Consider the following 24,669-nt stretch of genomic DNA (forward strand, 5'->3'; position numbering starts at 1 on the left):
GGCCGGGCCTCAATGATGGCATGATCGACATGACACCGGGAGACGCCACCCAAAGCATATGTCATTGACAGGTCGGGCACCCGACAACATCAACTCTCAGCCTGAATCGTTCAACCGGGGTAACCAGACCATGCAGGACACAACCGACAAGCCGCGTGGCGGCGACCGGGGCCGGGACACGATCTCGCCATTGGCCATGCCCGGACGCGGCTGGAAGGACACGCTATTGCGCGTCAGGCGGCAGGTAGAAGCCAACCATGCCACCCTGATTGCCGCCAGCATCGCCTTTTATGCCTTTCTGGGGATCTTTCCGGCCATTGCTGCCTTCATTTCGATCTGGGGTCTGGCCTTTGACCCGCAGCAGGTGCAGGGCCAGATCGAAATGCTCAGCAGTGTGCTGCCCGAAGACGCCGCCAGCATCATTCGGCAGCAGGCGCTATCGGTCAACAACAGTGCCGGCGCCGGCATGAGCATTACGGCCGTGGCCGGCCTTGCCTTTACGGTCTACAGCGCCTCCAAGGGCATGCGCGGGTTGATGGCGGGTTTGAACATCGTCTACGGCGAAAAGGAAGAGCGCGGGCTGATCAAGCTCACCCTGATGACCTGGGTGCTGACCGGCGCCATGATAGTGATGACGATTCTGACGCTGGGCACCATCGCTCTGCTCCCGCCGCTGATCGCCTGGCTGCCCTTCGGGGACACGCTGACGGCGCTTTTGACCTATATTCGCTGGCCCATCCTGCTGCTGCTGGTAATCAGCGCCATCACCATCCTCTACCGCTACGGCCCTGACCGGGCACCGTCGCGCGTCGGCTGGCTCAGTGTCGGCTCGGTGACGGCCACCCTGCTCTGGGCGCTGGGGTCGGTCGGCTTTTCCATCTATGTGCGCAACTTCGGCAACTATAACCAGACCTACGGCACCATCGGGGCGGTCATGGTACTGCTGCTGTGGTTCTGGCTGTCGGCCTTTATTGTCCTGCTGGGGGCGGCACTGAACTGTGAGCTCGAGCGACAGACCCGGGAGGACACGACCACCGGCAAGCCGCAACCGATGGGCAAGCGCGGCGCCTGGGCAGCCGACACCGTAGCGCAGGATGATCGCGACATCGGCACCAACGCCTTTACCGAAGCAGGCCAGACATCGGACGAAGAGGATCAAAAGAGGCGTCAGAACTGAGCCGCCCGGCGCCTCGCCGGGTTATACAAAAGCGCCGCCCGATGTTGTACAAATCGGGCGGCACTTTTGACTTTCTTGTACAAACGCCTTGTACAGGCCAGGCTATCGCTGTTACGACAGAGCAGACAGGGAGCGTCGTCATGAGTGAGCACTATCGCCAGCGTCAGCGTGTGAAATGGAAATGGGGCGATCACTGGACCGAAGGCAAAATCACCCGCAAGTACACCCAGAAGGTGACCCGACGCATCAAGGGCAGTGATGTGACCCGCAATGCCACCGAAGACGAACCGGCCTACATGATCAAGCAGGATGACGGCGACCGTGTGCTCAAGCTGCACAGGGAACTGCGCAAGGCCTGAGCCGCCGCACCGTTCAATATTCAACGTGTCAGGGAGGACACCATGAGCGATGACAATGAAGCGATCTATCAGGACTTCAAGGAGAGCGTCAACATGGCGCCGAAAGAGCTTGAGGAGTGGCTGGAAACCGACGAGTCAAAATCGGTGGGCGACAGCAGTGACGGTGAATCCACCGGTCATCAGTCGGGTCGGCGCATCGTCGAGATCAAGAGAAAGCGCAAGGCAGAGCTTGATGATGATGACTTCAGCCACATGAAAAAGGTCAATCAGTACGTGGCCCGCCATCTGAAGCAGCCCCCACAGAAGGAAGACAGGAAGACGTCGCGCTGGCGCTACTCCCTGATGAACTGGGGCCATGACCCGCTCAAGTCGTCATGAATATTTAACTCAAGCTGAAGGGATGGGCACGCCCGCCCCGCAAGTGCCATGATTCTGCGGACACATGACACAAGGATGACACTCATGCTCTATCGTTCCCTCTTCGCCGGCGTTGTCATGATGGGCGCCGCCTCTGTTGCCCAGGCGGATCAGCCTGCCACTCAGGGACTCTACTCCGCCGACAGACTGATGGATGCCGATGTGCATCTGCAGGGCGACAGCGAGACCATCGGTGAGGTCGAGGATCTGCTGTTTGGTGATGACATGACCCTGCAGGCCATCGTGATCGAAACCGAGGGTGGCAGCATCAATCCGGAAGATCACGGCTATGTCATTCAGCGCGGTGACTTCACGGTAGACACCAGCAGCGATACCGATCTGGACGAGATCGAATACAACGTTACCGTCAATCTGGATCGCGACGCCCTCAAACAGCAGCCCACCTGGAGCAACGACTGGTGGCAGGACGCGCGTCAGCAGGCCTCGCAGACCTGGCAGCGCACCAGCAATGCTGCCAGCAGCGCCTGGGAGGACACCCGTCAGGCGACCTCCAATCTGCTGCAGCGTGCCGGCGACGCTCTCGAGAACTGAGCGCGGCGCTAGCCTTCCAGACTGCGCACCGGGTCACCTGATGTCCCGGGACAATGCCCGTCGTGGTGCTCGCACCAGGCGGGCATATTATTGCCCCGATCGGACGTCAGGGGACTGCCACCGACCAGGACCAGAAGAGCGAGCAGCAGCACCAGAATGACAATGGTGATGCCGCCAATGGGATAGTGTCGATGATGCATGGCGACCTCCCGTCTCGTGGACCGGAAACAGCCGCCAGCGGCTGATGTTACAAGGCGGCTGCCTCTGCCTTCATGAGCCTGCCCTTGTATTAAAGAAGTTTTAACACTTCAGTGCGATGCACGTTTTGTCGCACACGGCGTAGCAGCACTACGCCATATGCCCCCTCACGTGTTATTCCAGTGCGCTACTGCCGGGTTTGAGGATCACCGCGCCCAGCGGCGGCAGATGCAGTGACAGCGTAAACGGATGACCGTGACTTTCACGCGCCTCGGCCTCGCGCCCGCCATCGTTGCCGGCCCCGGTGCCGCCGTAGAGCGTCGCGTTGCTGTTGAAGCGCTCCTGCCAGTAGCCCGCCATGGGCACGCCGACGCCATAGCCCGACTGCGCCTGCGGGGTGAGATTGACCACCACCAGCACGGGCTGACCATCGCGACTCCAGCGCAGCCAGGCCACCACGCTGTTCTGGGCGTCATCACCGACCACCCACTCGAATCCTTCGGGCACGCAGTCCTGCTCGTGCAGCGCCGGCTCCAGGGTGTACACGGCGTTGAGATCGCGCACCAGATTCGAGATGCCCTGATGCTCGGGATGGGCCAGCAAAAACCAGTCCAGCTCGCGGTCGTGGCTCCACTCGCGGAACTGCGCCAGCTCACAGCCCATGAACAAGAGCTTCTTGCCCGGGTGTGTCCACATCAGCGACAGCGCAGCGCGCAGGTTGGCAAACTGCTGCCAGCGATCGCCCGGCATCTTGTTGATCAGCGAGCCCTTGCCATGCACTACCTCGTCGTGGGAGATCGGCAGCATGAAGTGCTCGGAGAAGGCATACACCAGCGAAAAGGTCAGCTCGCCGTGATGATAGCTGCGATACAGCGGGTCCTCGCTCATGTAGGTCAGGGTGTCGTGCATCCAGCCCATGTTCCACTTGTAGCTGAAGCCAAGACCGCCTTCCGACACCGGACGGCTCACGCCGGGCCACGCCGTGGACTCCTCGGCGATCATGATGGCGCCGGGGGCTTCCTCACCAACCACCTCGTTGAGATGGCTCAAAAAGTCGATCGCTTCCAGGTTTTCCTGACCGCCGTGGCGATTGGGAATCCACTCGCCCTCCTCGCGCGAGTAATTGCGATAGAGCATCGAGGCCACCGCATCGACACGCAGGGCATCGACGTGGAAATGCTTGAGCCAGTAGATCGCCGAGGCCAGCATGAAGCCGTGGACCTCGTGACGACCGAGGTTGTAGATGTAGGTGTTCCAGTCCTGATGGAAGCCTTCGCGCGGGTCCTGATACTCATACAGCGCCGTGCCGTCAAAGCGGGCCAGCCCGTGCGGATCCGTCGGGAAGTGCGCCGGCACCCAGTCGAGGATGACGCCGATACCGGCCTGGTGGCAGGCATCGACAAAGGCGGCAAACTCCTGCGGCTTGCCGAAACGGCCGCTGGGCGCGAACTGTGACAGCGGCTGATAGCCCCAGGAGCCGCCAAAGGGGTGCTCCATGATCGGCAGCAGCTCGATATGGGTAAAGCCCATCTCCTGCACATAGGGAATCAGCCACTGCGCCAGATCGCTCCAGCTGTAGAGCTCACCCTCATCGCCGCCATGACGCCGCCAGGACGCCGCATGCACCTCGTAGACCGAGATGGGCGCATCGGCCGCGTGACGGTCGGCCCGGTCGGCCATCCACGCCTGATCCTGCCAGGTGTGGTCCAGCGGTGCGGCCACGACCGAGCCGGTTGCGGGGGGCGCCTGGGTGGCCCGCGCCACCGGGTCGGCCTTGAGCGGCAGAAGGCCCTCCTGCCCCAGAATCTCGTATTTGTAGACGCTGCCTTCGGGCAGGCCGGGAATGAAGATTTCCCAGACGCCGGTGGGCTGGCGCTGACGCATCGGATAGCGCCGGCCATCCCAGCCGCAGAACTCGCCAACCACCGAGACACGCCGGGCATTGGGGGCCCAGACGGCAAAGCGCACGCCTGCCACGCCGTCGATCGTCATCATCTGCGCGCCGAGACAGGTGCCCAGTTCGCGGTGATTGCCCTCGCCGATCAGATAAAGATCCAGCTCGCCCAGCAGCGGCCCGAAGGCGTAGGGGTCCTCGACCACCTCCTCCCCGTGGGGCCAGCGGATGCGCAGTCGATAGGGTGTGAGCCGGTCCAGCCGGCCCACGAAAAGATCCGGCACCTGCCCCGGCTGCAGCCGGGTCAGGACGCGGTCGCTGTCGCGCTCGAGCAGTTCCACGCCGATGGCACGCGGCAGAAAGGCGCGCACCACCATGGCGTGATCCACCTCGTGGGGCCCGAGCACGGCAAAGGGATCGCCATGCGAGCCTTCGACCAGGGCCTGGGCGGCGTCAGGGTGCAGGGATGTGGTATCGATTGACGCGCTGCGAACGTCCTGTTTACTGCGAGTCGTCATGGTGACCCTCCCCTGATTGGGACATGTCATTGCCCGAATGTGTGCTCAGTTCTTCGAAGAGTGCGACCAGACCGCGCATTGGCACGCTCAGCCAGGCCGGACGGTTGGCCGCCTCGTAGGCGATCTCGTAGGTCGCCTTTTCCAGCGTGAACAGCGACAGCGCGGCGCTGGCGCCATCCTCGAACTGCCACTGATGCCCCACCTGGTGGGTGGCCTGGCGATAGGCCAGCAGAAACGACTGGGTGACCCGGTGGCGATAGTCCTCGATGACTTCCTGGCTGACCGCCTCGCGCTCGTGCGCCACATCGGCCTTGTAGGCATTATCCAGTGCCATGGCCGAAGCGTAGTCAAAGGAGCGCACGACGCCTGCCACATCACGCAGCGGGCTGCTTTTCATGCGGCGCTCGTCGAGTGAGCGGGCCGGCTCGCCTTCAAAGTCGATGATGTAGGCATCGTCGTGGGAGACCAGTATCTGCCCCAGATGCAGATCGCCATGGGTGCGCGTGCAGAGGCTGCCCCGGGCGTGATGGGCAAACGAATCCGCCATGTCACAGAGCGCCCCGCGCCGCTGCAACAGCCAGTCGGCCAGCTGCTGATCCTCTTCACTGGCGCTGCCCTTGTGATGTTTTAGAACCTCCATGGCATGGTCGATCTGGGCACGGACGCTGCCGGCCCACTCTTGCGTACGGGCCTCGTCGGCGATCTCGGGCGCAAAGTCGGCTTCCGGCGTCTCCATCGCCAGCAGAGTGTGCATCTCGCCCAGCCGCTGCCCCAGCAGACCTGCAAAGCCGGTGATGGTGGCCAGCGGGTCGTAGGCGTCGTGCTGATCGGCCTGTACCATGTCGCTGATATCGCGAATGGCCCGCTCGAGCGTGTTGAGCGTCCACTCCCAGGCATCGCCCTGGTTGTCGATATAGCCCTGCAGCACCATCAGCACATGCGGCACGCCCTGATCGTCGATGCGGGTCACCTCCCCCAGCATGGGGGCGATATGGGTGAAGCCACGCTCGGTCAGGTAGCGTCCCATCTCCGCTTCGGGATGGATGCCGCTCTCGATGCGACGGATCAGCTTGAGCACCATCCGGTCATCGATGATCACGGAGCTGTTGGACTGCTCGGCGCTGAGATAGCGCATCTCGGCGTCCTCCGGCACCCGCTCCATCTCGTCCAGAAGCGACGTGGCACGGAAATGCAGCTCGCCGGGGTGCGGGGCATCGGCCTCCATTTCCACCACGCTGCGGCTCAGATCCTGTACCGTACCGGCCCGCAGCGCCTGAATGACTGCCATGGGGAAGCCCGGCATCGCAAAGGCATCGGTCAGGTAGCCGACTTCCCGGCCGCGACGAATGCGTGCCATGGCCAGCTGCTGGGGCAAAAGCGCCCCCTCGTCCTCGTTGATCATGCCCAGTGGCAGCACATAGCGCTCGTGGGACGATGCCTCGTTGTCCTGATGCGCCTGCACCTCGATCTCGGCCAGCAGCACCGAGGGCGAATTGGCGGCATGTTCGTTGACGACTGCGCTGTCCAGACCCACCGCCCAGGCAAGCCGTACCCGATCGATGGTGCTGTTCTTGGCGGCAAACCAGCGCCGCCGCGGCAGATACTGCACCAGGCTTTCATTCTCGAGCGAGCGCCGCGTCTTGCCGGTGCCGATCTCGTCCAGACGCTGTTTGATCACCAGGGTCAAAAGATCCGGCATCATCTCCTGAGCCGGTGCATGCCAGTGCGGCATGGCACTCTCCGGCGCCAGCAGGAACCAGTAGAACCCGTAGGGCGGCAGGGTCAGCAGGTAGCTGAGCTGGCCGATGGGCGGAAAGCTGCTGCCGCCGAGCATTTCCACCGGCACATGGCCTTCCCAGTTGGACAGATCCAGCTCCACCGCCTGCGCCGAACGCGACACGTTGGCCACGCAGAGGATGGAATCTACCTGACCGCTCTCTTCGTGCGTGTACTCGCGGATGTAGGCCAGGATGCGCCGATTGCTGGGATACAACAGCTTCATGACGCCGCGGCCGAACGCCTTTTGCTGACCGCGCACGGCCAGCATGCGCCGCGTCCAGTTGAGCAGCGAGTGCGGGTCGCGGGTCTGCGCCTCGACGTTGATGGTCTGAAAGCCGTACAGCGCGTCCATGATCGGCGGCAGCACCATGCTGGCCGGGTCGGCGCGCGAAAAGCCGCCGTTACGGTCCATGGTCCACTGCATGGGCGTGCGCACGCCGTCGCGGTCACCCAGGTGGATGTTGTCCCCCATGCCGATCTCGTCGCCGTAATAGACCGTGGGCGTGCCCGGCATCGACAGCAGCAGGCTGTTGAGCAGCTCGATACGGCGACGGTCACGCTCCAGCAGCGGCGCCAGCCGGCGCCGAATGCCCAGATTGATGCGCGCGCGCCGGTCGGAGGCGTAGTGGTTCCAGAGATAGTCGCGCTCGCGGTCGGTCACCATCTCGAGCGTCAGCTCGTCATGGTTGCGCAGAAAGACCGCCCACTGACAGTTCTCGGGAATCTCCGGGGTCTGGCGCAGGATATCGGTGATCGGGAAGCGGTCTTCCTGGGCCAGCGACATGTACATGCGCGGCATCAGCGGGAAGTGAAACGCCATGTGGCACTCATCGCCATCCCCGAAGTAGGGGCGCGTGTCCTCGGGCCACTGATTGGCCTCGGCCAGCAGCATGCGGTCGGGGAAATGCTCATCGATCACGGCACGAATGCGCTTGAGCACCTCGTGGGTCTCGGGCAGGTTCTCGTTGTTGGTGCCCTCGCGCTCGACCAGATAGGGAATGGCGTCCAGGCGCAGGCCATCCACCCCCATCTCCAGCCAGTAGTGCATCACCTTCATCACCTCGTCGAACACGACGGGGTTGTCGAAGTTCAGATCGGGCTGGTGCGAGTAGAACCGGTGCCAGAAGTACTGACCGGCCACCGGGTCCCAGGTCCAGTTGGAGGTCTCGGTATCGAGAAAGATGATGCGGGTGTCGCTGTAGTGGCTATCGCTGTCCGACCAGACATAGAACTCGCGCTCGGGCGAGCCCTTGGGCGCATGCCGGGCGCGCTGAAACCACGGGTGCTGATCGGAGGTGTGGTTGATGACCAGCTCGGTAATAACGCGCAGCCCGCGGGCATGCGCCTCGCTGATAAACTGCTGGGCCTGCTCCAGCGTGCCGTAATCCGGGCTGACCGCGCAGTACTCGGAGATGTCATAGCCGTCGTCGCGGCGCGGTGACGGATAAAACGGCAGCAGCCAGATGGTATTGACGCCCAGGCCCGCGATGTAGTCGAGCCGCTCGATCAGACCCTGAAAATCGCCGATGCCATCGTTGTTGGCATCGTAGAAGGACTTGACGTGCACCTGGTAGATGACCGCGTCCTTGTACCACAGCGGGTCGTTGATAAAGGCGGGCTCGCCCTCGCCGGCGGTCATGGCCTGCTGGGACGAACCGGAAACATTATTGGCATTCATCATGAGACAGTATCCTCCTCGCCCCGACCAGGGGTCGCAGGCGATCGTGTTGCGTCATGCCCGACCGGGGAGCCGCCACGCCATCGCCGCGTCGGGACAGCGAGTGCGGCGTGCGACGCCCCGGCCTTCTGTCGGGTTACTGCGCCGGACGCAGGCGCCATATCCCGAAGGGCATCTGCGGTGTCAGGTGCGTGCTCTGCCACTTGCCGTGCCACGTCCATCGATGACCGGTCATCAGATCCTCGCCGTTCATGTCGGCATGGTCATCGAGCCCGAACTCCCACAGCGGCAGCTCGAAATGGCCGGACTGCTCATGGAAGGGATCCAGACTGACGGCCACGAGCACCACGTTGTCCATGTCGGGCGTCGCTTTGGCAAAATAGAGGATGCGATCGTTGTCGATGGTGTAGAACCGGATGCCGAGATGGCTCTGCAGCGCCGGGTTCTGGCGCCGGATCCAGTTGAGCCGGGCAATTTCGGCGCTGATATTGCCGGGCGCAAAGTAGTCCCGCGATTTCAGCTCGTACTTCTCGGAGTCGAGATACTCCTCCTTGCCCGGCACCGGCGTCGCCTCACAGAGTTCAAAGCCCGAGTACATGCCCCACAGCCCCGACCCCATGGTCGCCAGCGCCGCCCGGATCAGAAAGCCCGGTCGGCCCGATCCCTGTAAAAAGGTCGGGTTGATGTCCGGCGTATTGACGAAGAAGTTGGGCCGGTAACACTCCCGCAGCGGCGACTCGTTGAGCTGAGTCAGATATTCGGTCAGCTCGGGTTTGGTGTTGCGCCAGGTGAAGTAGGTGTAGCTCATGTTGAAGCCGATCTTGCCCAGCCGCGCCATGATGGCCGGACGGGTAAAGGCTTCGGCAAAAAAGAGCACGTCCGGATCACGCGAGCGAATATCGGCAATCAGCCACTCCCAGAACGGGAAGGGCTTGGTATGCGGATTGTCCACGCGAAAGATCTTCACGCCTTCATCCACCCAGCCCTGCACCACATCGCGCAGTGCCAGCCACAGCGACGGCACGGCGTCTTCGGCGTAGAAGTCGACGTTGACGATGTCTTCATACTTCTTGGGCGGGTTTTCGGCGTAGCGGATCGTGCCATCCGGGCGCCAGGCGAACCAGCCGGGGTGCTCGGCAAGCCAGGGGTGATCCGGCGAGCACTGGATGGCGAAATCCAGCGCAATCTCGAGCTCGTGTTCACGGGCGGCCGCCACCAGAGCGCGAAACTCCTCGAGCGTGCCGAGCTGCGGATGGATGGCCTCATGCCCGCCGTGCTCGTTGCCGATGGCGTAGGGGCTGCCCGGGTCATCGGGGCCGGGGGTCAGCGTGTTGTTGGGCCCCTTGCGATGGGTATGGCCGATGGGATGGATGGGCGGAAAATAGAGCACATCAAAGCCCATGTCGCGAATCATCGGCAACCGGGCGTGCACGTCGTTGAAGGTGCCGTGCTGACCGGGGGTCGGGCTTTCGGAGCGCGGAAAAAGCTCATACCAGCTGCCAAATTCGGCCAGCGGGCGATCAACTTCCAGCGGCATGAAAGCACTCTGGCTCAGATGGTGCTGCGGATCGCACTGCTGCATGAGCGACAGGGTGTCCCTCGAGAGCAGAAGCGCCACCTGCTCGCTCTCATCAGCTGCGCCGTCAAGCTGCGTCATCAGCGTCTTGAGGGCATCGGCCTGCTCGCTGCCGGGCGTGGCGCGCTCGAGCGCCCGGGCCACGTGGTCATGGCCTTCCCGCAGCTCGAGCGAGACCGACACGCCGGCAGCATGCTTTTTGCTCAGCTCATGGTGATAGGTGCCGTAAAGGTCCCACCACGCCTCGATCACGAACTCGTGCCTGCCGGGCGTGGCAGGAACAAAGGTGCCTTCCCACAGGTCATTGCCCAGCGGTCTGACCAGCGTCAGCGTCTCGCTGTGCCAGCCCTGCTCTGACGCCTGGTCCTGCGTGCAGCGCCAGCGCACGCGCGCGGCCAGCACGTCGTGACCGTCGGCAAAAATGACTGCGGTGACATTGACCGGTTGTCCCACAATGGCCTTGGCGGCAAAGCGACCCTGCTCGACGCCGGGGCCAATCTCTTCGATGGCAATGCGATCGGCCATCGCGGCCTGCATCACCGGTGCGTCTTCCGGCACACCGTTGGGGGATGTATTGCGTTGCACCATTGACATTGCTGCTCGCTCCTTTCCCTGGGCGCAGCCCGTCGCATCCGGATGATGCGACGGGCTGGCGGCAATCCGCCGATGACCGGGGTCATCGGCCACATGGTTTGATTACCCGTTGCGGCCTGCGCCGCCGTCGTCACGTACCAGCTCCAGCAGCACCATTGAACGGCTCTCGACCTCATAGGTCGTGCCGAAATCGAAGTGCCCGCCTTCCCGGCTGTCGGGCTCGGCCGTGTTGAGCCGGAAGATCCAGTGTTTGCCGGAGGAGACTTCCGGCAGTGTCCAGGTGATCGGCTCGTGATGGGCGTTGATGACCATCAGCAGCGTACTGTGCGAGCCGGCCCGACGGATGCCGGTGGGCTGGGCGCGACCGTCCAGCAGCACCCCGATGGCGCGGGAGTGTTCCGACTCCCAGTTGCCGACATCCATCTCTTCGGCGTCCGGCGTCAGCCAGGTCACGTCGCGAACTTCCAGCTCATCGTTCCACTCACCGGTGAGGAAGCGGCTGCGATGCAGCATCGGATAGCGGCGGCGCAGGGCAACGATGTGGCGGGTGAAATTCAGCAGGTCACGCCCTTCCTCGGAGAACTCCCAGTTGACCCAGCCGATTTCGCTGTCCTGGCAGTAGGCGTTGTTGTTACCGCCCTGAGTACGTCCGAACTCGTCGCCGGCCAGCAGCATCGGCGTGCCCTGGGAGAACATCAGGGTAGCCAGCATGTTGCGCATCTGACGCATGCGCAGCGCGCGAATTTCCGGATCGTCGGTCTCGCCTTCCACCCCATGGTTCCAGGAGTAGTTGTCGTCGCTACCGTCGTTGTTGTCCTCGCCGTTGGCCTCGTTGTGCTTGTCGTTGTAGGTCACCAGATCACGCAGGGTGAAGCCGTCATGCGCCGTGATGAAGTTGACCGACGAGTACGGCTTGCGTCCGCGGTGGTTGAACAGATCCGCAGAGCCGGTCAGGCGGGTGGCGAACTCGGCCAGCTGCCCTTCATCGCCCTTCCAGAACGAGCGCATGGTGTCGCGGAACTTGTCGTTCCACTCCGCCCAGCCCGGCGGGAAGCCACCCACCTGATAGCCACCGGGGCCGCAGTCCCAGGGCTCGGCGATCAGCTTGCACTGCGACAGCAGCGGGTCCTGACGGCAGGAGTCGAGGAAACCGCCCCCCTCGTCAAAGCCGTGCGGCTCGCGCCCGAGAATGGTGGCCAGGTCGAAACGGAAACCGTCCACACGCATCTCGTCGGCCCAGTAGCGCAGCGAGTCGGTGACCATCTGCAGCACGCGCGGATGCGACAGGTTCAGCGTGTTACCGGTACCGGTATCGTTGATGTAGTAGCGCTTCTCCTCCGGCATCAGGCGGTAATAGCTGAAGTTGTCGATGCCCTTCCAGGAGAGCGTCGGCCCCATCTCGTTGCCTTCGGCGGTGTGGTTGTAGACCACATCCAGAATGACCTCGATACCAGCGGCGTGGCAGCTGGCCACCATCTGCTTGAACTCGCTGATGGTGTTGGTCGCCATGTAGGAGGGGTGCGGCGCGAAGAAGGCCAGGGTGTTGTAGCCCCAGTAGTTGTGCAGCCCCTTCTCCTGCAGATGGCGGTCATCGGCAAAGGCGTGAATCGGCATCAGCTCCAGCGAGCTCACGCCCAGACCCCGCATGTGATCCAGCACGGCCGGGTCGCTGAGGCCCGAAAAGGTGCCCCGCATCGACTCATTGACCTTCGGATTCATCATGGTCAGGCCGCGGACATGGGCCTCGTAGAAGATGGTGCGATCCCAGGGCACATGAATCTCGCGCGAGCGTCCCCAGGTAAAGGCCGGATCGATCACGCGGCACTTGGGAATGAAGGGCGCACTGTCACGCTCGTCAAAGCTCAGGTCGCCATCCTCGTGCCCGATGGTGTAGCCATAGAGGGCGTCGTCCCACTGAAGCTCGCCCACCAGCTGGCGCGCACAGGGGTCGATCAAAAGCTTGTTGGGGTTGAAGCGATGGCCCTTTTCCGGCTCGTAGGGGCCGTAAACACGATAACCGTAGAGCTGACCGGGGCGGGCATCCGGCAGATAGCCGTGCCACACCTCGTCGGTGAACTCCGGCAGCTCGATACGCTCGAGCTCTTCCATGCCGTCGTCGCTGAAAAGACACAGCTCGACCTTCGTGGCATGAGCGGAAAAAAGGGCGAAGTTGACGCCCAGGCCGTCCCAGTTGGCGCCCAGCGGATAGGGCAGGCCTTCACGGACCCGGCTTTGCTGTTTGCCGGATGAAGCATTCAGCGGCGACTCACGGCCGCCGGAGTTGATGCCGGGCGTAGGGGCGCCGGGATGAATCGGTGTTGTGGTCATGCATTACTCCCGAAAGGGATCATCAGGGGCTCAGGCCGTACAAAAACACGACTACTGGCTCGAAGGATCGTCGTTGCTGCTATTGCGTTTGCGTTTGGCCGTCGTCTCGGTATCGGCGGTACGCTTCTTTTTGGCGGCCCCGGTTTTGGTGGCCGATGTCTTGCCGGCCGATGTTCTGGCAGTCGTCGTCTTGCGACTGGTCGTGGCCTTTTTATCCGCGCTGTCGGCCGTGCTACGCCGTCTGGTGGTGCTGGCACGTTTGGCCGGCGTTTTTTCAGGGACCGGCTCGGCGGCGGTGTCGTCAGGCAGCTCCTGCGCGCCGGCCGCGGGCGCCGGCTCGGCGCTTGTTTCGGACACCGCCTGCGCACTGTCGGCAGGTGTCGGGTCGGCGCCCGCCCCGGAGATATCCTGTGCGTTGGCGGCAGGTGCCGGATCGACGGTCCTTTTGCTGCGCGGCGCCGGACGAGGCGGCGCCTCCTGGGGCACATCGGTGATGCGCTCGGCGGCTACCATGCGACAGGCCATGTGCCAGTGACGTTCGGCCTGACCATCCGGGCAGCCTTCGGCCTCCCAGATTCGGTAGGCCAGCAGGCGAATGCGAAGCTGATCATCTGCCATGGGATCCATTCTCCTTCATGAGTCATGCCCCTGCTGTCCGGCAGACCCGTATTGTCTGAAAGGCGCCGTGTCATGCCGGCGCCTGTGGTGATGGTTACATCGGCTGACCCTGATCGCTGCGCGCCACACTGGTCTGTGTCGTTTCCGCCTGCAGGGTCTGCCCTTCGGGAGCCGCGGCAGCCTCGCGAAACAGCACGCAAAACGGCATCGACGCCATGAGCTCCGACATCGGCGCCCGCGGGTCGACAGACGCCCCGGTGAGCAGCGACTGCCAGCCACCGCCGGCGTCCGCTGCGGACGTCACGTGCGTATTGCCCCAGCGCTGCGGCGCGACGCGCAGCGAGTCATCCGCCAGCAGCGAGCCCCCGTGACGCACGGCGATGACCATCACGGCCCCGTCCTCATGCTCACGCGTGAAGCCGATCAGCTGTCCGGCGCGCTCGCCGTCGAAATCCAGCGCCTGATAGTCGCCCTGCCGGAAAACGCCCGGCAGACGCTGTCTGAGCCCCAGCACCTGCGTAATCAGCGCCTGCTTGATGCGCCCATCGCGCCAGTGGTCGATCAGTTCTTCCAGCGGCGGATTGTGCGACAGCTGTTCGCGACGCACGCCGAAATCCACCGGACGACGGTTATCGGGGTCGACCAGCGACAGGTCCCAGCGCTCGGTCCCCTGATAGCAGTCCGGCACGCCCGGCACCGTCATGCGCAGCAGGGCCTGCACCAGGCCGTTGAGGGCCCCCGCCGGGCTGATCGTGCTCACGACATCAAACATCGACTGACGCAGGGACGCGCCCCGATCGTCGGTCAAAAGCGTCATGACAAAGTCGCGACACTGGCGCTCATAGGTCTCGTCGGTATGGAGCCAGTGGGTATTGAGCTTGGCCTCGCGCAGGGCCTTCTCCTGCCAGTCGGCAATACGACCGGCAAACTGCTCGAGCCCCGACGCGTCATCGGGGGCAAGCGCCATCGGCCAGGCGCCCACAATGATCTGATACAGGATCATCTCTTCGGCGGTGGAAGGACCGGCAAGCGTGCCCTCCTCATGAGACGGCTGGCGCAGCGACGAGGACGCCGTCAGCCACTCCCGCACGCGCTCGGCCCAGAGATCGCCCCACTCCGACAGCGCCGCCAGCCGCGCGCGCACATCCTCGCCGCGCTTGTGGTCGTGGCTTGCCGTGGTCACCATCGTGGCGGGGAAATGGCGCGCCTGCCAGGCGTTGAAGCGGTGGAACTCCTCCGCCGAGCCGGCAAAGCGCGCGCCGTCAAAGCCGACGTCATTGCGCGAGATGAGCACGGCGCCGCGATAGCCGGCCGTATCCTCCACGGCCTTGGCCGCCAGCGGCGAGGTCAGCTGGGCAAAGCGGACGATGGCGTTGCGCCGCAGCCGGCAGCCCGGCTCGTCATCCTCGGCGGGCGCCTCGCCCCCCAGCCAGCCGTAGACCTGATCCAGCACCCCCTGCTCCGGCGGCGTCAGGGCCTCCCGCGCCGCTTCCACGGCATGGGCAAAGAAGTTTTCATCGCGCGGCGCCAGCCCCTGGTCATCGGCGTAGGTGCGATAGACCGGGAACTGTACCGCCAGCTCGCGCAGCACACGCCGAATCATGTCCGGCGTCGTGTCGCGGGTCATGGGGTCATGTCGCGCGACATCGGACAGCGCCCGCACCGCGCGCTCGAATTCGGTCACCAGCGCCGTGGTGACGATCTCGCGCCGGGCGCGGATGACTTCCTTGTCGAAACTGTGCTCGCGGCCCGACAATGAGTGCCACAGCGCCTTGAGCGGCGCCTCGCCGTCCGGGTCATGCTGAAGCTTCGAGACGGCGTTCATGAACTCGTAGCCGGTGGTCCCGGTCACGCCCCAGTCCAGCGGCAGCGCCTCGTTGCCCTCCAGAATCTTCTCCACGAAGATCGGCAGCGGCGTGTCGGGCGCGCCACCGGGACGGCGCGACGCCGCCTCATCGACACGGGCACGCAGCAGGCGACAGTAGCCGGCCGGGTCGGCCAGACCGTCGATGTGATCGAGACGCACGCCATCGACCAGCCCGCGCTCGATCAGCTCCAGCAGATAGACGTGGGTCTGGGCAAATACCGCCGGGTCATCGACGCGCAGGGCGCCCAGCTCGGTAATGTCGAAAAAGCGCCGCCAGTTGAGGCTGTCGTTGGCCGTGCGCCACCAGGCCAGCCGATAGTGCTGACGCTCCAGCAGAACGTGCAGCCGCTCGGCCCCTTCCGGCGTTTCCGGGTTGTAGCGTGCCAGCAGGGCATCAAGCTCGGCGCGGCCTTCATTGGTGCGCACGTGCTCGGCCAGCGCCAGCCCGGCCCGCTCGGCGCCCTCTTCCAGCGACACGGCGCTTTCGATCTGCTCGAACAGCCGGGCCTGCTCGCCCATGCCGTTTTCCAGCAGCATCAGCGCATGACAGCGCGGGTCGATGGGAAAGCAGTGCTCGAAATAGTCGACGTGAAACAGCCCGGTGGTCTCATCCAGTGCCAGCCTCATGTCCCCCGAGACCAGCGCCTGGCCATAGGGTTCGCCCAGAAACGGCACCAGCAGGCGCCCGTCGAGCGTCGGATCACCGTTGTCGCGCCAGTTGATATCGAACATGTCGGCAAAGCGACCGGAAGGTCCCCAGCGCAGCACGTCCAGCCAGTACGGGTTTTCCCGGCCGCCCACGGCGAGATGGTTGGGCACGAAATCCACGATCAGCCCCATGCCGAAGGACCTGAGCTTGTCGACCAGCCGGGTCAGCGCTGCTTCATCGCCGATCTCGGGATTGAGGCGGGTGGGATCGACGCCGTCATAGCCGTGGGTCGAGCCGCTGCGCGCCGCCCACAGCGGGGAGGCGTAGAGATGGGTAATGCCCAGTCCCGCGAAATAGTCGACCAGCGTCTCGGCATCCGCGAGCGTGAAGTCCTGGTGAAACTGCAGACGCAGACATGACAGCAGCGCCGGCTGCTTCGACCCGTTCGATGATGCCTCCATGGACAGTTCACTCATGCGGCCCTGCTCCTGCGCGTGCGGTGGTCATGGCCCGAAGCCTTGCCAGCACTTCGGGGGTGTCAAACATCTCGTCCACCGTGAGCGGTAGACGACGGCGCCAGTTGGGATGCTCATCCAGCGTCCCCGGCAGATTGGGCTGCTCCTCGAGGCCCATCAGGTCCTCGAGCTGCAGCAGCACCAGCGGTGACGGGGTCGCACCGATATGCCGCGCTGCGGCTTCAAGCCAGGTGTCGCGGTCGGCATCCGGTGCGATCCCGAAGGTGTCGGCCAGCGCGGCGATATCCTGCTGGCGCGCCTGACGCTGCTGCGCCGACGTTTCCCCCTCGCCGAGCATGTCGAGCTCGATGCGCCAGTCCAGATCGCGCCCGATGCGCCAGCCGGCCACCGTGGGCAGATCGTGGGTGCTGGTCATCGCCACGGCCCGTGACGGGTAATCCGCGGCCGGGGTGAAGGTGTCGTCGTCACGCTCGAACCACAAAACGCCCATGCCCAGAATGCCGCTTTGATCCAGGCGCTCGCGGAACTCCGGTTCTACCGTGCCCAGATCCTCGCCGATGATCAGGGCGCGATGGCGCCAGGACTCCAGTGCGATCAGGCGCAGCAGCGACTGCTCGGGGTAACGCACATAGGCGCCTTCGGTGGGCGAGGCGCCTTCGGGAATCAGCCACAGGCGGGAAAGCCCCATGATATGGTCGATCCGCAGGCCGCCGGCGCCGTGCAGACAGGCCCTGAGCGTGGCGATAAAGCCGTCGAAGCCATGCTCGATCAGCCCCTGCGGCGAGAAGCCGGTCACGCCCCACTCCTGGCCGTTGGCGTTGAAGTCATCCGGCGGCGAGCCGATGCGAAGCTTGCCCAGCATCTCCTCCGGACGGCTCCAGGCCTGACTGCCGTGCGGGTCGACACCGACCGCGATATCGGCAATCAGACCGATGCGCTGGCCGGCGTCAAGGGCGCGCTGCTGGGCATTCTCGAGCTCGCGGGCGATCTGCCACTGAGCGAAGGCGTAGAAGGTGACGCGATCGGCATGGTCCTGGCTGAAGGTCTCGACCGCCTCGCTGTTGACGTTCTGCATGTCACTCGGCCACTCGTGCATGGGCCCCAGCGCCTCGCTGATGGCCTCGAAGCGACAGTGGTTCTCCAGCGTCTCGCCGCCGTGCTGGCGAAAGGCGGCCAGCGCCTGTCGGTCTTCGTCGGAGAGCGCGGCAAAATCACGCTCGAGCGCCTGCCAGCGCATCCGGCTGACGTGGTCGTAATCCACCAGTGACGCGGGCTCATCATCACTGGCCACGTTACTCGAGGCGCTATAGAGCGGGTTGAAGGCCAGCCGCGTCGAAGGCGAATAGGGAGAAAAGCGCTCGGGCTGATGCGGAAACAGGGCGTGGACCGGGCTGATGGCCAGCGCGTCCAGCCCTTTCTGGCCGGCGCGCTCGGCCAGACGCCCCAGCGCCTCGCTGTCGCCGATGCCGCCATCTTCCGGACGACGCAGGCTGTAGAGCTGAACCCCAAGGCCCGACATCGACTGCGGACCGTCTCCGGCAAGGGTTGCCACGTCCATGCAGCGATGCGGCGCTACCGCCAGGCGCCGCTCCTGGCCCTCGATCTGGAGGCGGTAGTACCCCGGCGTGGCCACTGCCTCCAGCTGCCCGCGCGGATCGGCATGGCCCGACGTGGTGCCCCCCTGCTCATCGATCAGGGTATAGGCCGTGCCGGCCGTGACCCGACCCGGCAGCTCGATGGCCCGACCGATCTCGCCGACGATCAGCGGCGGCCAGTCGGCCACGCGCTGCGGCTCATGCAGCCGTTTGATGGCGGCCAGACTCTCTTCGATGTCGTCAGACGAGCCGGTCGAATACCCCAGGCCTTCCAGAACGCCCCGAACGGTGGCGTCATCCAGACGCTGCATCCGGTCCTGGCTGTCCTGCCAGTCGATAACGATGCCGGCGGCTTCGGCCAGCGAGTGCAATGATTGATTCATAGATGGCTGCTCAGACAGGCACGAACCGCACCCGGTGCCAGCGTATGGGCATCGTCCGATTCGCCGAGTTCATAAAGTCGCTGCCCTTCCGGGGCATCGATGCTGACACGCTGCGTGCCCAGGTTGACGGCAATGCCCAGCACGGTGCCATCGCCCATACGCCAGTGCGCCAGTACGGCGCCCTCGCCCAGCGCCACGGCGCCCATGGGCCGGGTGCCCGGCAGGCGCGGCACGATTTCGGCATGACGAAGGTCGAGCAGCGTCGTGTAGCGGGAGTGCCACATGGCCGCTTCGGGGTCGTCATCCCCAGGGGCGGGCGGTACGGATTGTTCAAAGGTCGAGACGGCGTTGGGATCGGGGATCTGCGCGCGCGTTTTCTCGTCCTTGAAATGCGAGAAGTCGGCAAACTCGCTGCGACGACCCTCGCGGACGGCGTCGGCCAGCTCGTCGCGGTGATCGGTAAAGAACAGAAACGGACTCTGTGCGCCGTGTTCTTCACCCATGAACAGCATCGGGATCATCGGGCACAGCAGCAGCAGCGCGGTGGCGGCCTCGAGACGCTCCTGCTCGACCAGCGAGATGAGCCGCTCCCCCAGCGCCCGGTTGCCCACCTGATCGTGGTTCTGCAAAAAGGCGATAAAGGCGGTGGGCGAGAGATGGCCGCTGGGCTCGCCGCGCGAGTGACCGCGACGGTCGTTCTGGCCCTGAAAGACGAAACCGCCGTGCAGGGCACTGGCGAGCTTGTCGGTGGCGTGGTCGCAGTAGTCGGCGTAGTAGCCTTCATGCTCGCCGGTCAGCAGGGCGTGCAGCACGTTGTGAATGTCGTCGTTCCACTGGGCGGTGTAGGCGTTTTCCAGCAGCGAGGCGCTGTTGCGCTCGTTTTCAAGCATCAGGTGAACATGGCGCATCTCGCCGACCCGGGCCCTGATCCGCTCGCTCATCTCCACCAGAAAGGCGTCGTTATCGATGGCGTGCACGGCGTCAAAGCGCAGGCCGTCAAAGCGATACTCCTCGAGCCACATCACGGCGTTGTCGGTGAAGAAATCCTTCACCTGCGGCTGGTTGAAATCGATCGCATCGCCCCAGGGCGTGTTCGTGCCGGTAAAGAAGTCGGGGGCGTAATGCGGCAGATAGTTGCCATCCGGGCCGAAGTGGTTATAGACCACGTCCAGAAAGACCATCAGCCCCAGGCCATGGGCCTGATCGATCATCGCCTTGAGCTGGTCCGGCGTGCCGTAGGAGGCTTCAACCGCATAGGGCAGCACGCCGTCATAGCCCCAGTTGCGGGCGCCGGGAAATTCATTGACGGGCATCAGTTCGATGGCGGTAATGCCCATGGCGGCCCAGCCCTGCAGCCGCTGGCGGACGCCGTCAAAGCCGCCCAGTATCCCGACATGAATCTCCAGAATCACGGTTTCATGCCAGGGCCGGCCCTGCCAGCGGGCGTTTTCCCAGGCGTAGGCGCGTGGGTCCACGACCACGCTGGGCCCGGTCACGTCCTCGTGCTGGGCACGCGCCGCCGGGTCGGGCACGGTCAGCTCGTCGCTGATGCGGTAGCGATAGTGCGCGCCCGGCGGGCACGCGATGTCCAGGGTAAAATCGCCGTCGCTGTTTTTCTCCATGGGCAGTCGTTCGGGGGCCTCACCCGGCGAGCGCGACAGTTCAAGCGTGACCGTCTCGACGCCCGGCGCCCAGAAGGTAAAGCGGCTGCGCTGACCATCCAGCACGGTCGCACCGTAATGGCAGTCGCTGGAAAACCGCTCTCCGGCGGATTCGGATGTGGAAGCACTCATGTCGGCCAGTCTCCCTGACGCAAGTAAAGCGTACTTAATGGTGGAAGCGTCAAAAGCAGTGACGCCGGATGGCCATGGCTGGGGTCGGGATGCGCGTGTATGGCGCTGCCGTTGCCCTGGTTGCTTCCAGCGTAGAAGACGCTGTCGCTATTGAATATCTCGCGCCAGACACTCATGACCGGCACCCCGATCCGGTACTGATGCTGCACGACGGGGGTCAGATTGCAGATCACCAGCAGCGGCGCCTGACCGGTTTCGGCATGGCGCAGAAAGGCCACCACGCTGTTGGCGCTGTCGTCGCCAACCACCCACGAAAAGCCGGCCGGCTCCCCGTCGCAGACATGCAGCGCCGGATCTTCGACATAGATGCGGTTGAGATCGGCAATGGCCCGCGACAGCCCGCGCGGGCCGGCCTCATCCAGACGCTCCCAGTCGAGTTCACGGTCGTGGTTCCATTCATGCCACTGCCCCAGTTCGATCCCCATGAACACGAGCTTCTTGCCGGGATGCGCCCACATGAAGGCCAGATAGGCCCGCAGCCCGGCGAGCTTTTGCGTGTCGTCACCGGGCATTTTCGACAGCAGCGAGCCCTTGCCGTGGACCACCTCGTCGTGGGAAAGCGGCAGGATGAAATGCTCGGAGAAGGCGTACTGGAGTCCAAAGGTCAGATCACCGTGATGCCAGGCGCGGTAGAGCGGATCACGCGACATGTAGGCCAGCGTGTCGTGCATCCAGCCCATGTTCCACTTGAAGGTGAAACCGAGCCCGCCGGTGGCGACCGGCGCGGTCACGCCCGGCCAGGCGGTGGACTCCTCGGCGATCATCATGACCCCCGGGCAGCGCTCGGCGATGGTGGCATTGAGCTCGCGCAGAAAGTCGATGACTTCCAGGTTCTCGCGGCCGCCGTGAATATTGGGCACCCAGGCATCATCGGCGCGGCTGTAGTCGCGATAGAGCATCGAGGCGACGGCATCCACGCGCAGCCCGTCGATGTGAAAGTGTTCGAGCCACTCCAGCGCACTGGCGATCAGAAAGCCCCGGACCTCGTTGCGCCCGACGTTATAGATCAGCGTATTCCAGTCGGGATGAAAGCCTTCGCGCGGGTCGTCGTGCTCATAGAGCGCAGTACCATCAAAGCGCACCAGGCCGTGCTCATCGGCCGGAAAATGGGCCGGCACCCAGTCCACGATGACGCCGATACCCGCCGCGTGGCAGGCGTTGATGAACCGGGCGAAGGCCTCGGGCGTGCCCATGCGGGCCGTCGGGGCAAACATGCCGATGGGCTGATACCCCCAGGAGCCGACAAAGGGATGCTCGCTGATGGGCATCAGCTCGATATGGGTAAAGCCCATGTCGGCCACCCAGGGGATCAGGCGGGAGGCCAGGGCGTCCCACTCCAGGATGTTGCCGCTCTGATCATGCTGCCAGGACAGGACATGCAGTTCATAGATGGACAGCGGCGCCGTGCGGATATTGCTGGCATCACGGCGGCGGAGCCAGGCATGGTCATGCCAGCTGAAAGGACGATTGCCGGCCACCACGGCCACATCCGACGTGTTGGCGTCCGTTCGGCGGGCCAGCGGATCCACCTTGTGGCGGAGCCGGTCATCGCAGTCGAGGACTTCGAAACGATAGCGCTCACCGGGGCCGAGATGGGGCACAAAAATGGCCCATATGCCGCTGCCATCGTGACACTGCATGGCATGCCGACGCCCGTCCCAGGCGTTGAAATCGCCCACGACCGACACCCGTCGGGCGTTGGGCGCCCAGAGCGTAAACCGTACGCCCTCGATGCCATCGATCGCCGTCGGGCAGGCCCCGAACACGCGCGCCAGCTCGCGGTGGCGCCCTTCGCTGAACAGGTGCAGGTCGAGCTGGCCCGGCATGGGGGCAAACCGGTAGGGGTCTTCACTGATCTGACTCACGCCCTCCGGCCAGCCAATGCGCAGGCGATAGCGCGCCCCTGCCGGGATGTGCGCGCAGAAAATGCCGCTTTCCACGTGCTCGGCCACGGCCAGCACCTGATGGACGGCATCGATCAGCTCGACGCTCTCCGCCCCGGGCAGCAGCATCCGCACCAGGGTCCGGTCGCCCTGTTCATGCGGCCCCAGCCAGCGAAACGGCTCATCGTGTCGTGCCTGTGCCAGGCGTGACAGGGCATCACGCTCGCTCGGGCAAGCGCTGGAAAATGCTGTCGCCATTATATGCTCACATGTCTTAACGAATGGGCCGTTACCCCTGCAGGAACCATCAGCTGATGATAGAGGCGCCGGTAGGGCGTGACCGACAGCCGCCACTGGTAGTGGATGGCCATGGCGGCACGGCGCATGGCGTAGAACAGCTCGGTGCAGCCGAAGATGCGAAAGGCGCGGTCGATGGCCTTCTGGAAGTCCTGCAGCGAGAGCTCGTCAAAGAGAAAGCCGGTCACGCCGTCCTCGATGGTGTCCGCCAGGCCGCCGGTGCGGTGCGCGATCGGCAGCGAGCCGAAGCGCTGGGCGTACATCTGCGACAAACCGCAGGGTTCAAAGCGTGACGGCATCAACAAAAAGTCGCTGCCAGCAAAGATGCAGCGCGCCTCGCGCTCGCTGAACCCGATGTGGACGCCAATGGCGCCCGGAAAGCGCGCTTCCAGATTGCGCAGGGCATTTTCGATGGCGGGCTCGCCGCAGCCGATCACGACCAGCTGACCGCCGGCGCGCACGATCGACTCGGCCGCCGCAATGGTGAGATCGAGTCCCTTTTGATGCACCAGCCGGGAGACCACGGCGAACAGCGGCCCGTGGCTCACGGCCAGTCGAAACATGCGTCTGACATGGTCGGTATTGGCGCGCTTGCCCGCCCAGTCGTTGGTGGCAAAGGCGCAGGCCAGATAGGCATCCGTCTGCGGGTCCCAGCTGTCATCGATGCCGTTGGCGATACCGCTGAGACGCCCGTCCCGGGCACAGTCCGACAGCAGCCCTTCCAGCCCGCAGCCAAAGGCAGGCGTGGTGATCTCGCGGGCGTAGGTTTCGCTGACCGTGGTGATGTGATCGCTATAGATGATACCGGCCTTCATGAAGGAGAGCCGGTCGTAAAACTCGAGCCCCGCCGGGGTGTAGGCGCTGTCGGGAATACCCAGCCGGCTCAGATGTTCAGGGCTGTAAAGCCCCTGATAGGCCAGGTTGTGAATGGTATAGACGCAGGGCGTATTGTCGCCCTGCCAGCGCAGATAGCCCGCTGCCAGCCCGGTCTGCCAGTCGTGCAGATGCAAGAGATCCGGATGCCAGCCCTGATCCTCGAACCGGCCCCCGGGCGCCTCCATCGCCATCTGCGCCGCCGCCAGCGACAGCCGCGCAAAGCGAATGGCGTTGTCCTCCCACTCCCGGCCCTGTTCGTCGAGATAGGGACTGCCGGGACGGTCATAGAGTTCCGGACAGAGCAGGACATAGACGGTCAGCCCTTCGGGCAGCTCGATACGGCCCAGATCACAGGCCGGAATATCGGCAAGTCCGGGCAGATGACCGATGACATGAATCGGCCAGATGCTTTCGAGCACCTCGCGATAGGCGGGCATCAGGACACGCATGTCGTAATGATTGAGCAGTGCGCGCGGCAGGGCTGCCGAGACATCGCCGAGACCGCCGACCTTGACGAAATCGGCCAGCTCCGAGGTCACGAATAAAACGGGATCGGCCGGCTCGCTCTGTCCGGCAAAGACGCCGTGCTGTGCGAGAGAGGCAGGTGTCGGTGTAACGGATGCAGTTGTTGTCGCCCGGGCGGCGTGGGTCAGCGTGGCATCAACGGCTGAATGAGACATGCGCAACCTCCTTTCGAAGTGCGCTGACGCCGAAGTGTCGCGAGCCATCAAACGGTACAGCCGACAAACCTTCAGGGCGCCGGCCCTGCGGGCGGCACCATCCTGGACGCTGTACGGACATCGTTTCTATCGACATTCCTTATCGATAAACGATCGCTTGATGGTCGGCTGTGCATCCGGCACCACCGCTACCTGATAAATCCACCAGAAAATGGCGCCGGAGCATCACGGCCATGCCGGCACCATGCGCCAGATATAGCGTGAACCGCCAGCAGCGTCAAAGCCCTTTTAAGCGCGCTGTTACCAATTTTGTAACTTTGTTTATCAACATAATCTGGATTAAAAATTTTGATGAAAGAAACGCTGTTTTAATTCAATTGATGAACAATCGCCCCCTCTTTGCGGACAATTCAGACGGCAAC

The 24,669-nt window shown here is 64.1% G+C and carries 15 protein-coding genes; 4 read left to right on the forward strand and 11 right to left on the reverse strand.

All coding sequences use genetic code 11. The annotated features are described in order from the left end of the window. The first annotated feature begins 130 nt into the window (after window positions 1-130). The 4 genes from M1D97_RS12300 to M1D97_RS12315 all read left to right on the forward strand — a co-directional run bounded on the left by M1D97_RS12300 (window position 131) and on the right by M1D97_RS12315 (window position 2,505). Entirely contained in the window at window positions 131-1,177 is a 1,047-nt protein-coding gene (locus M1D97_RS12300; protein ID WP_456268015.1) for a YihY/virulence factor BrkB family protein, read from the forward strand. A gap of 140 nt (window positions 1,178-1,317) precedes the next feature. Next, on the forward strand, window positions 1,318-1,536 hold the full coding sequence (locus tag M1D97_RS12305; RefSeq protein WP_456268016.1) for a DUF2945 domain-containing protein: 219 nt from the start codon (window positions 1,318-1,320) through the stop codon (window positions 1,534-1,536). A gap of 42 nt (window positions 1,537-1,578) precedes the next feature. Beyond that, entirely contained in the window at window positions 1,579-1,914 is a 336-nt protein-coding gene (locus M1D97_RS12310) for a DUF3140 domain-containing protein (protein WP_456268017.1), read from the forward strand. An 84-nt stretch (window positions 1,915-1,998) separates the two neighbouring features. Next, complete coding sequence (locus M1D97_RS12315) at window positions 1,999-2,505, forward strand: PRC-barrel domain containing protein (protein WP_456268018.1); 507 nt, start codon at window positions 1,999-2,001, stop codon at window positions 2,503-2,505. Window positions 2,506-2,513: 8 nt separating this feature from the next. Here M1D97_RS12315 and M1D97_RS12320 read toward each other — a convergent pair whose 3' ends face one another. The 11 genes from M1D97_RS12320 to glgA form a co-directional block, all read right to left on the reverse strand. Then, window positions 2,514-2,705 carry a hypothetical protein gene (locus M1D97_RS12320; RefSeq protein WP_456268019.1) on the reverse strand — a complete coding sequence of 64 codons (192 nt, stop codon included), beginning with the start codon at window positions 2,703-2,705 and terminating at the stop codon, window positions 2,514-2,516. Window positions 2,706-2,877: 172 nt separating this feature from the next. After that, window positions 2,878-5,115 carry a 1,4-alpha-glucan branching protein GlgB gene (glgB, locus tag M1D97_RS12325; protein ID WP_456268020.1) on the reverse strand — a complete coding sequence of 746 codons (2,238 nt, stop codon included), beginning with the start codon at window positions 5,113-5,115 and terminating at the stop codon, window positions 2,878-2,880. Then, on the reverse strand, window positions 5,099-8,575 hold the full coding sequence (gene treS, locus M1D97_RS12330) for a maltose alpha-D-glucosyltransferase (protein ID WP_456268021.1): 3,477 nt from the start codon (window positions 8,573-8,575) through the stop codon (window positions 5,099-5,101). Before treS ends, glgB (M1D97_RS12325) begins: the two co-directional genes overlap by 17 nt. Before the next feature lie 133 nt (window positions 8,576-8,708). After that, the gene (locus M1D97_RS12335) at window positions 8,709-10,742 is read right to left on the reverse strand and encodes an alpha-1,4-glucan--maltose-1-phosphate maltosyltransferase (protein ID WP_456268022.1); all 2,034 of its coding nucleotides are present in this window, start codon (window positions 10,740-10,742) and stop codon (window positions 8,709-8,711) included. 102 nt (window positions 10,743-10,844) lie between these two features. After that, window positions 10,845-13,070 carry a glycogen debranching protein GlgX gene (glgX, locus tag M1D97_RS12340; protein ID WP_456268023.1) on the reverse strand — a complete coding sequence of 742 codons (2,226 nt, stop codon included), beginning with the start codon at window positions 13,068-13,070 and terminating at the stop codon, window positions 10,845-10,847. A gap of 51 nt (window positions 13,071-13,121) precedes the next feature. Further along, window positions 13,122-13,688 carry a DUF2934 domain-containing protein gene (locus M1D97_RS12345; protein WP_456268024.1) on the reverse strand — a complete coding sequence of 189 codons (567 nt, stop codon included), beginning with the start codon at window positions 13,686-13,688 and terminating at the stop codon, window positions 13,122-13,124. 94 nt (window positions 13,689-13,782) lie between these two features. After that, entirely contained in the window at window positions 13,783-16,680 is a 2,898-nt protein-coding gene (gene treY, locus M1D97_RS12350) for a malto-oligosyltrehalose synthase (RefSeq protein WP_456268025.1), read from the reverse strand. After that, a complete protein-coding gene (malQ, locus tag M1D97_RS12355; RefSeq protein WP_456268026.1) occupies window positions 16,673-18,658 on the reverse strand; it encodes a 4-alpha-glucanotransferase in 1,986 nt (661 codons plus the stop codon). The genes treY and malQ overlap by 8 nt, the downstream gene beginning before the upstream one ends. After that, window positions 18,655-20,451, reverse strand: a complete 1,797-nt coding sequence (gene treZ, locus M1D97_RS12360) for a malto-oligosyltrehalose trehalohydrolase (protein WP_456268027.1) — start codon at window positions 20,449-20,451, stop codon at window positions 18,655-18,657. Before treZ ends, malQ begins: the two co-directional genes overlap by 4 nt. After that, window positions 20,448-22,652: a 1,4-alpha-glucan branching protein GlgB gene (gene glgB, locus M1D97_RS12365; RefSeq protein ID WP_456268028.1), complete on the reverse strand. Its 2,205-nt coding sequence runs from the start codon at window positions 22,650-22,652 to the stop codon at window positions 20,448-20,450. Before glgB (M1D97_RS12365) ends, treZ begins: the two co-directional genes overlap by 4 nt. Continuing rightward, complete coding sequence (gene glgA, locus M1D97_RS12370) at window positions 22,652-24,247, reverse strand: glycogen synthase GlgA (RefSeq protein ID WP_456268029.1); 1,596 nt, start codon at window positions 24,245-24,247, stop codon at window positions 22,652-22,654. The genes glgB (M1D97_RS12365) and glgA overlap by 1 nt, the downstream gene beginning before the upstream one ends. Between the last annotated feature and the right edge of the window lie 422 nt (window positions 24,248-24,669).

The organism is Kushneria sp. AK178 (genome assembly GCF_053903105.1).

What these genes read in the sequence shown, in the direction of transcription:
- malQ (WP_456268026.1), bottom strand. Translation starts at nt 18,658, where the DNA reads ATGAATCAATCATTGCACTCGCTGGCCGAAGCCGCCGGCATCGTTATC.
- glgX (WP_456268023.1), bottom strand. Translation starts at nt 13,070, where the DNA reads ATGACCACAACACCGATTCATCCCGGCGCCCCTACGCCCGGCATCAAC.
- glgA (WP_456268029.1), bottom strand. Translation starts at nt 24,247, where the DNA reads ATGTCTCATTCAGCCGTTGATGCCACGCTGACCCACGCCGCCCGGGCG.
- M1D97_RS12335 (WP_456268022.1), bottom strand. Translation starts at nt 10,742, where the DNA reads ATGTCAATGGTGCAACGCAATACATCCCCCAACGGTGTGCCGGAAGAC.
- M1D97_RS12300 (WP_456268015.1), top strand. Translation starts at nt 131, where the DNA reads ATGCAGGACACAACCGACAAGCCGCGTGGCGGCGACCGGGGCCGGGAC.
- glgB (WP_456268020.1), bottom strand. Translation starts at nt 5,115, where the DNA reads ATGACGACTCGCAGTAAACAGGACGTTCGCAGCGCGTCAATCGATACC.
- M1D97_RS12320 (WP_456268019.1), bottom strand. Translation starts at nt 2,705, where the DNA reads ATGCATCATCGACACTATCCCATTGGCGGCATCACCATTGTCATTCTG.
- treZ (WP_456268027.1), bottom strand. Translation starts at nt 20,451, where the DNA reads ATGAGTGCTTCCACATCCGAATCCGCCGGAGAGCGGTTTTCCAGCGAC.
- M1D97_RS12310 (WP_456268017.1), top strand. Translation starts at nt 1,579, where the DNA reads ATGAGCGATGACAATGAAGCGATCTATCAGGACTTCAAGGAGAGCGTC.
- treS (WP_456268021.1), bottom strand. Translation starts at nt 8,575, where the DNA reads ATGATGAATGCCAATAATGTTTCCGGTTCGTCCCAGCAGGCCATGACC.
- treY (WP_456268025.1), bottom strand. Translation starts at nt 16,680, where the DNA reads ATGAGTGAACTGTCCATGGAGGCATCATCGAACGGGTCGAAGCAGCCG.
- M1D97_RS12305 (WP_456268016.1), top strand. Translation starts at nt 1,318, where the DNA reads ATGAGTGAGCACTATCGCCAGCGTCAGCGTGTGAAATGGAAATGGGGC.
- glgB (WP_456268028.1), bottom strand. Translation starts at nt 22,652, where the DNA reads ATGGCGACAGCATTTTCCAGCGCTTGCCCGAGCGAGCGTGATGCCCTG.
- M1D97_RS12315 (WP_456268018.1), top strand. Translation starts at nt 1,999, where the DNA reads ATGCTCTATCGTTCCCTCTTCGCCGGCGTTGTCATGATGGGCGCCGCC.
- M1D97_RS12345 (WP_456268024.1), bottom strand. Translation starts at nt 13,688, where the DNA reads ATGGCAGATGATCAGCTTCGCATTCGCCTGCTGGCCTACCGAATCTGG.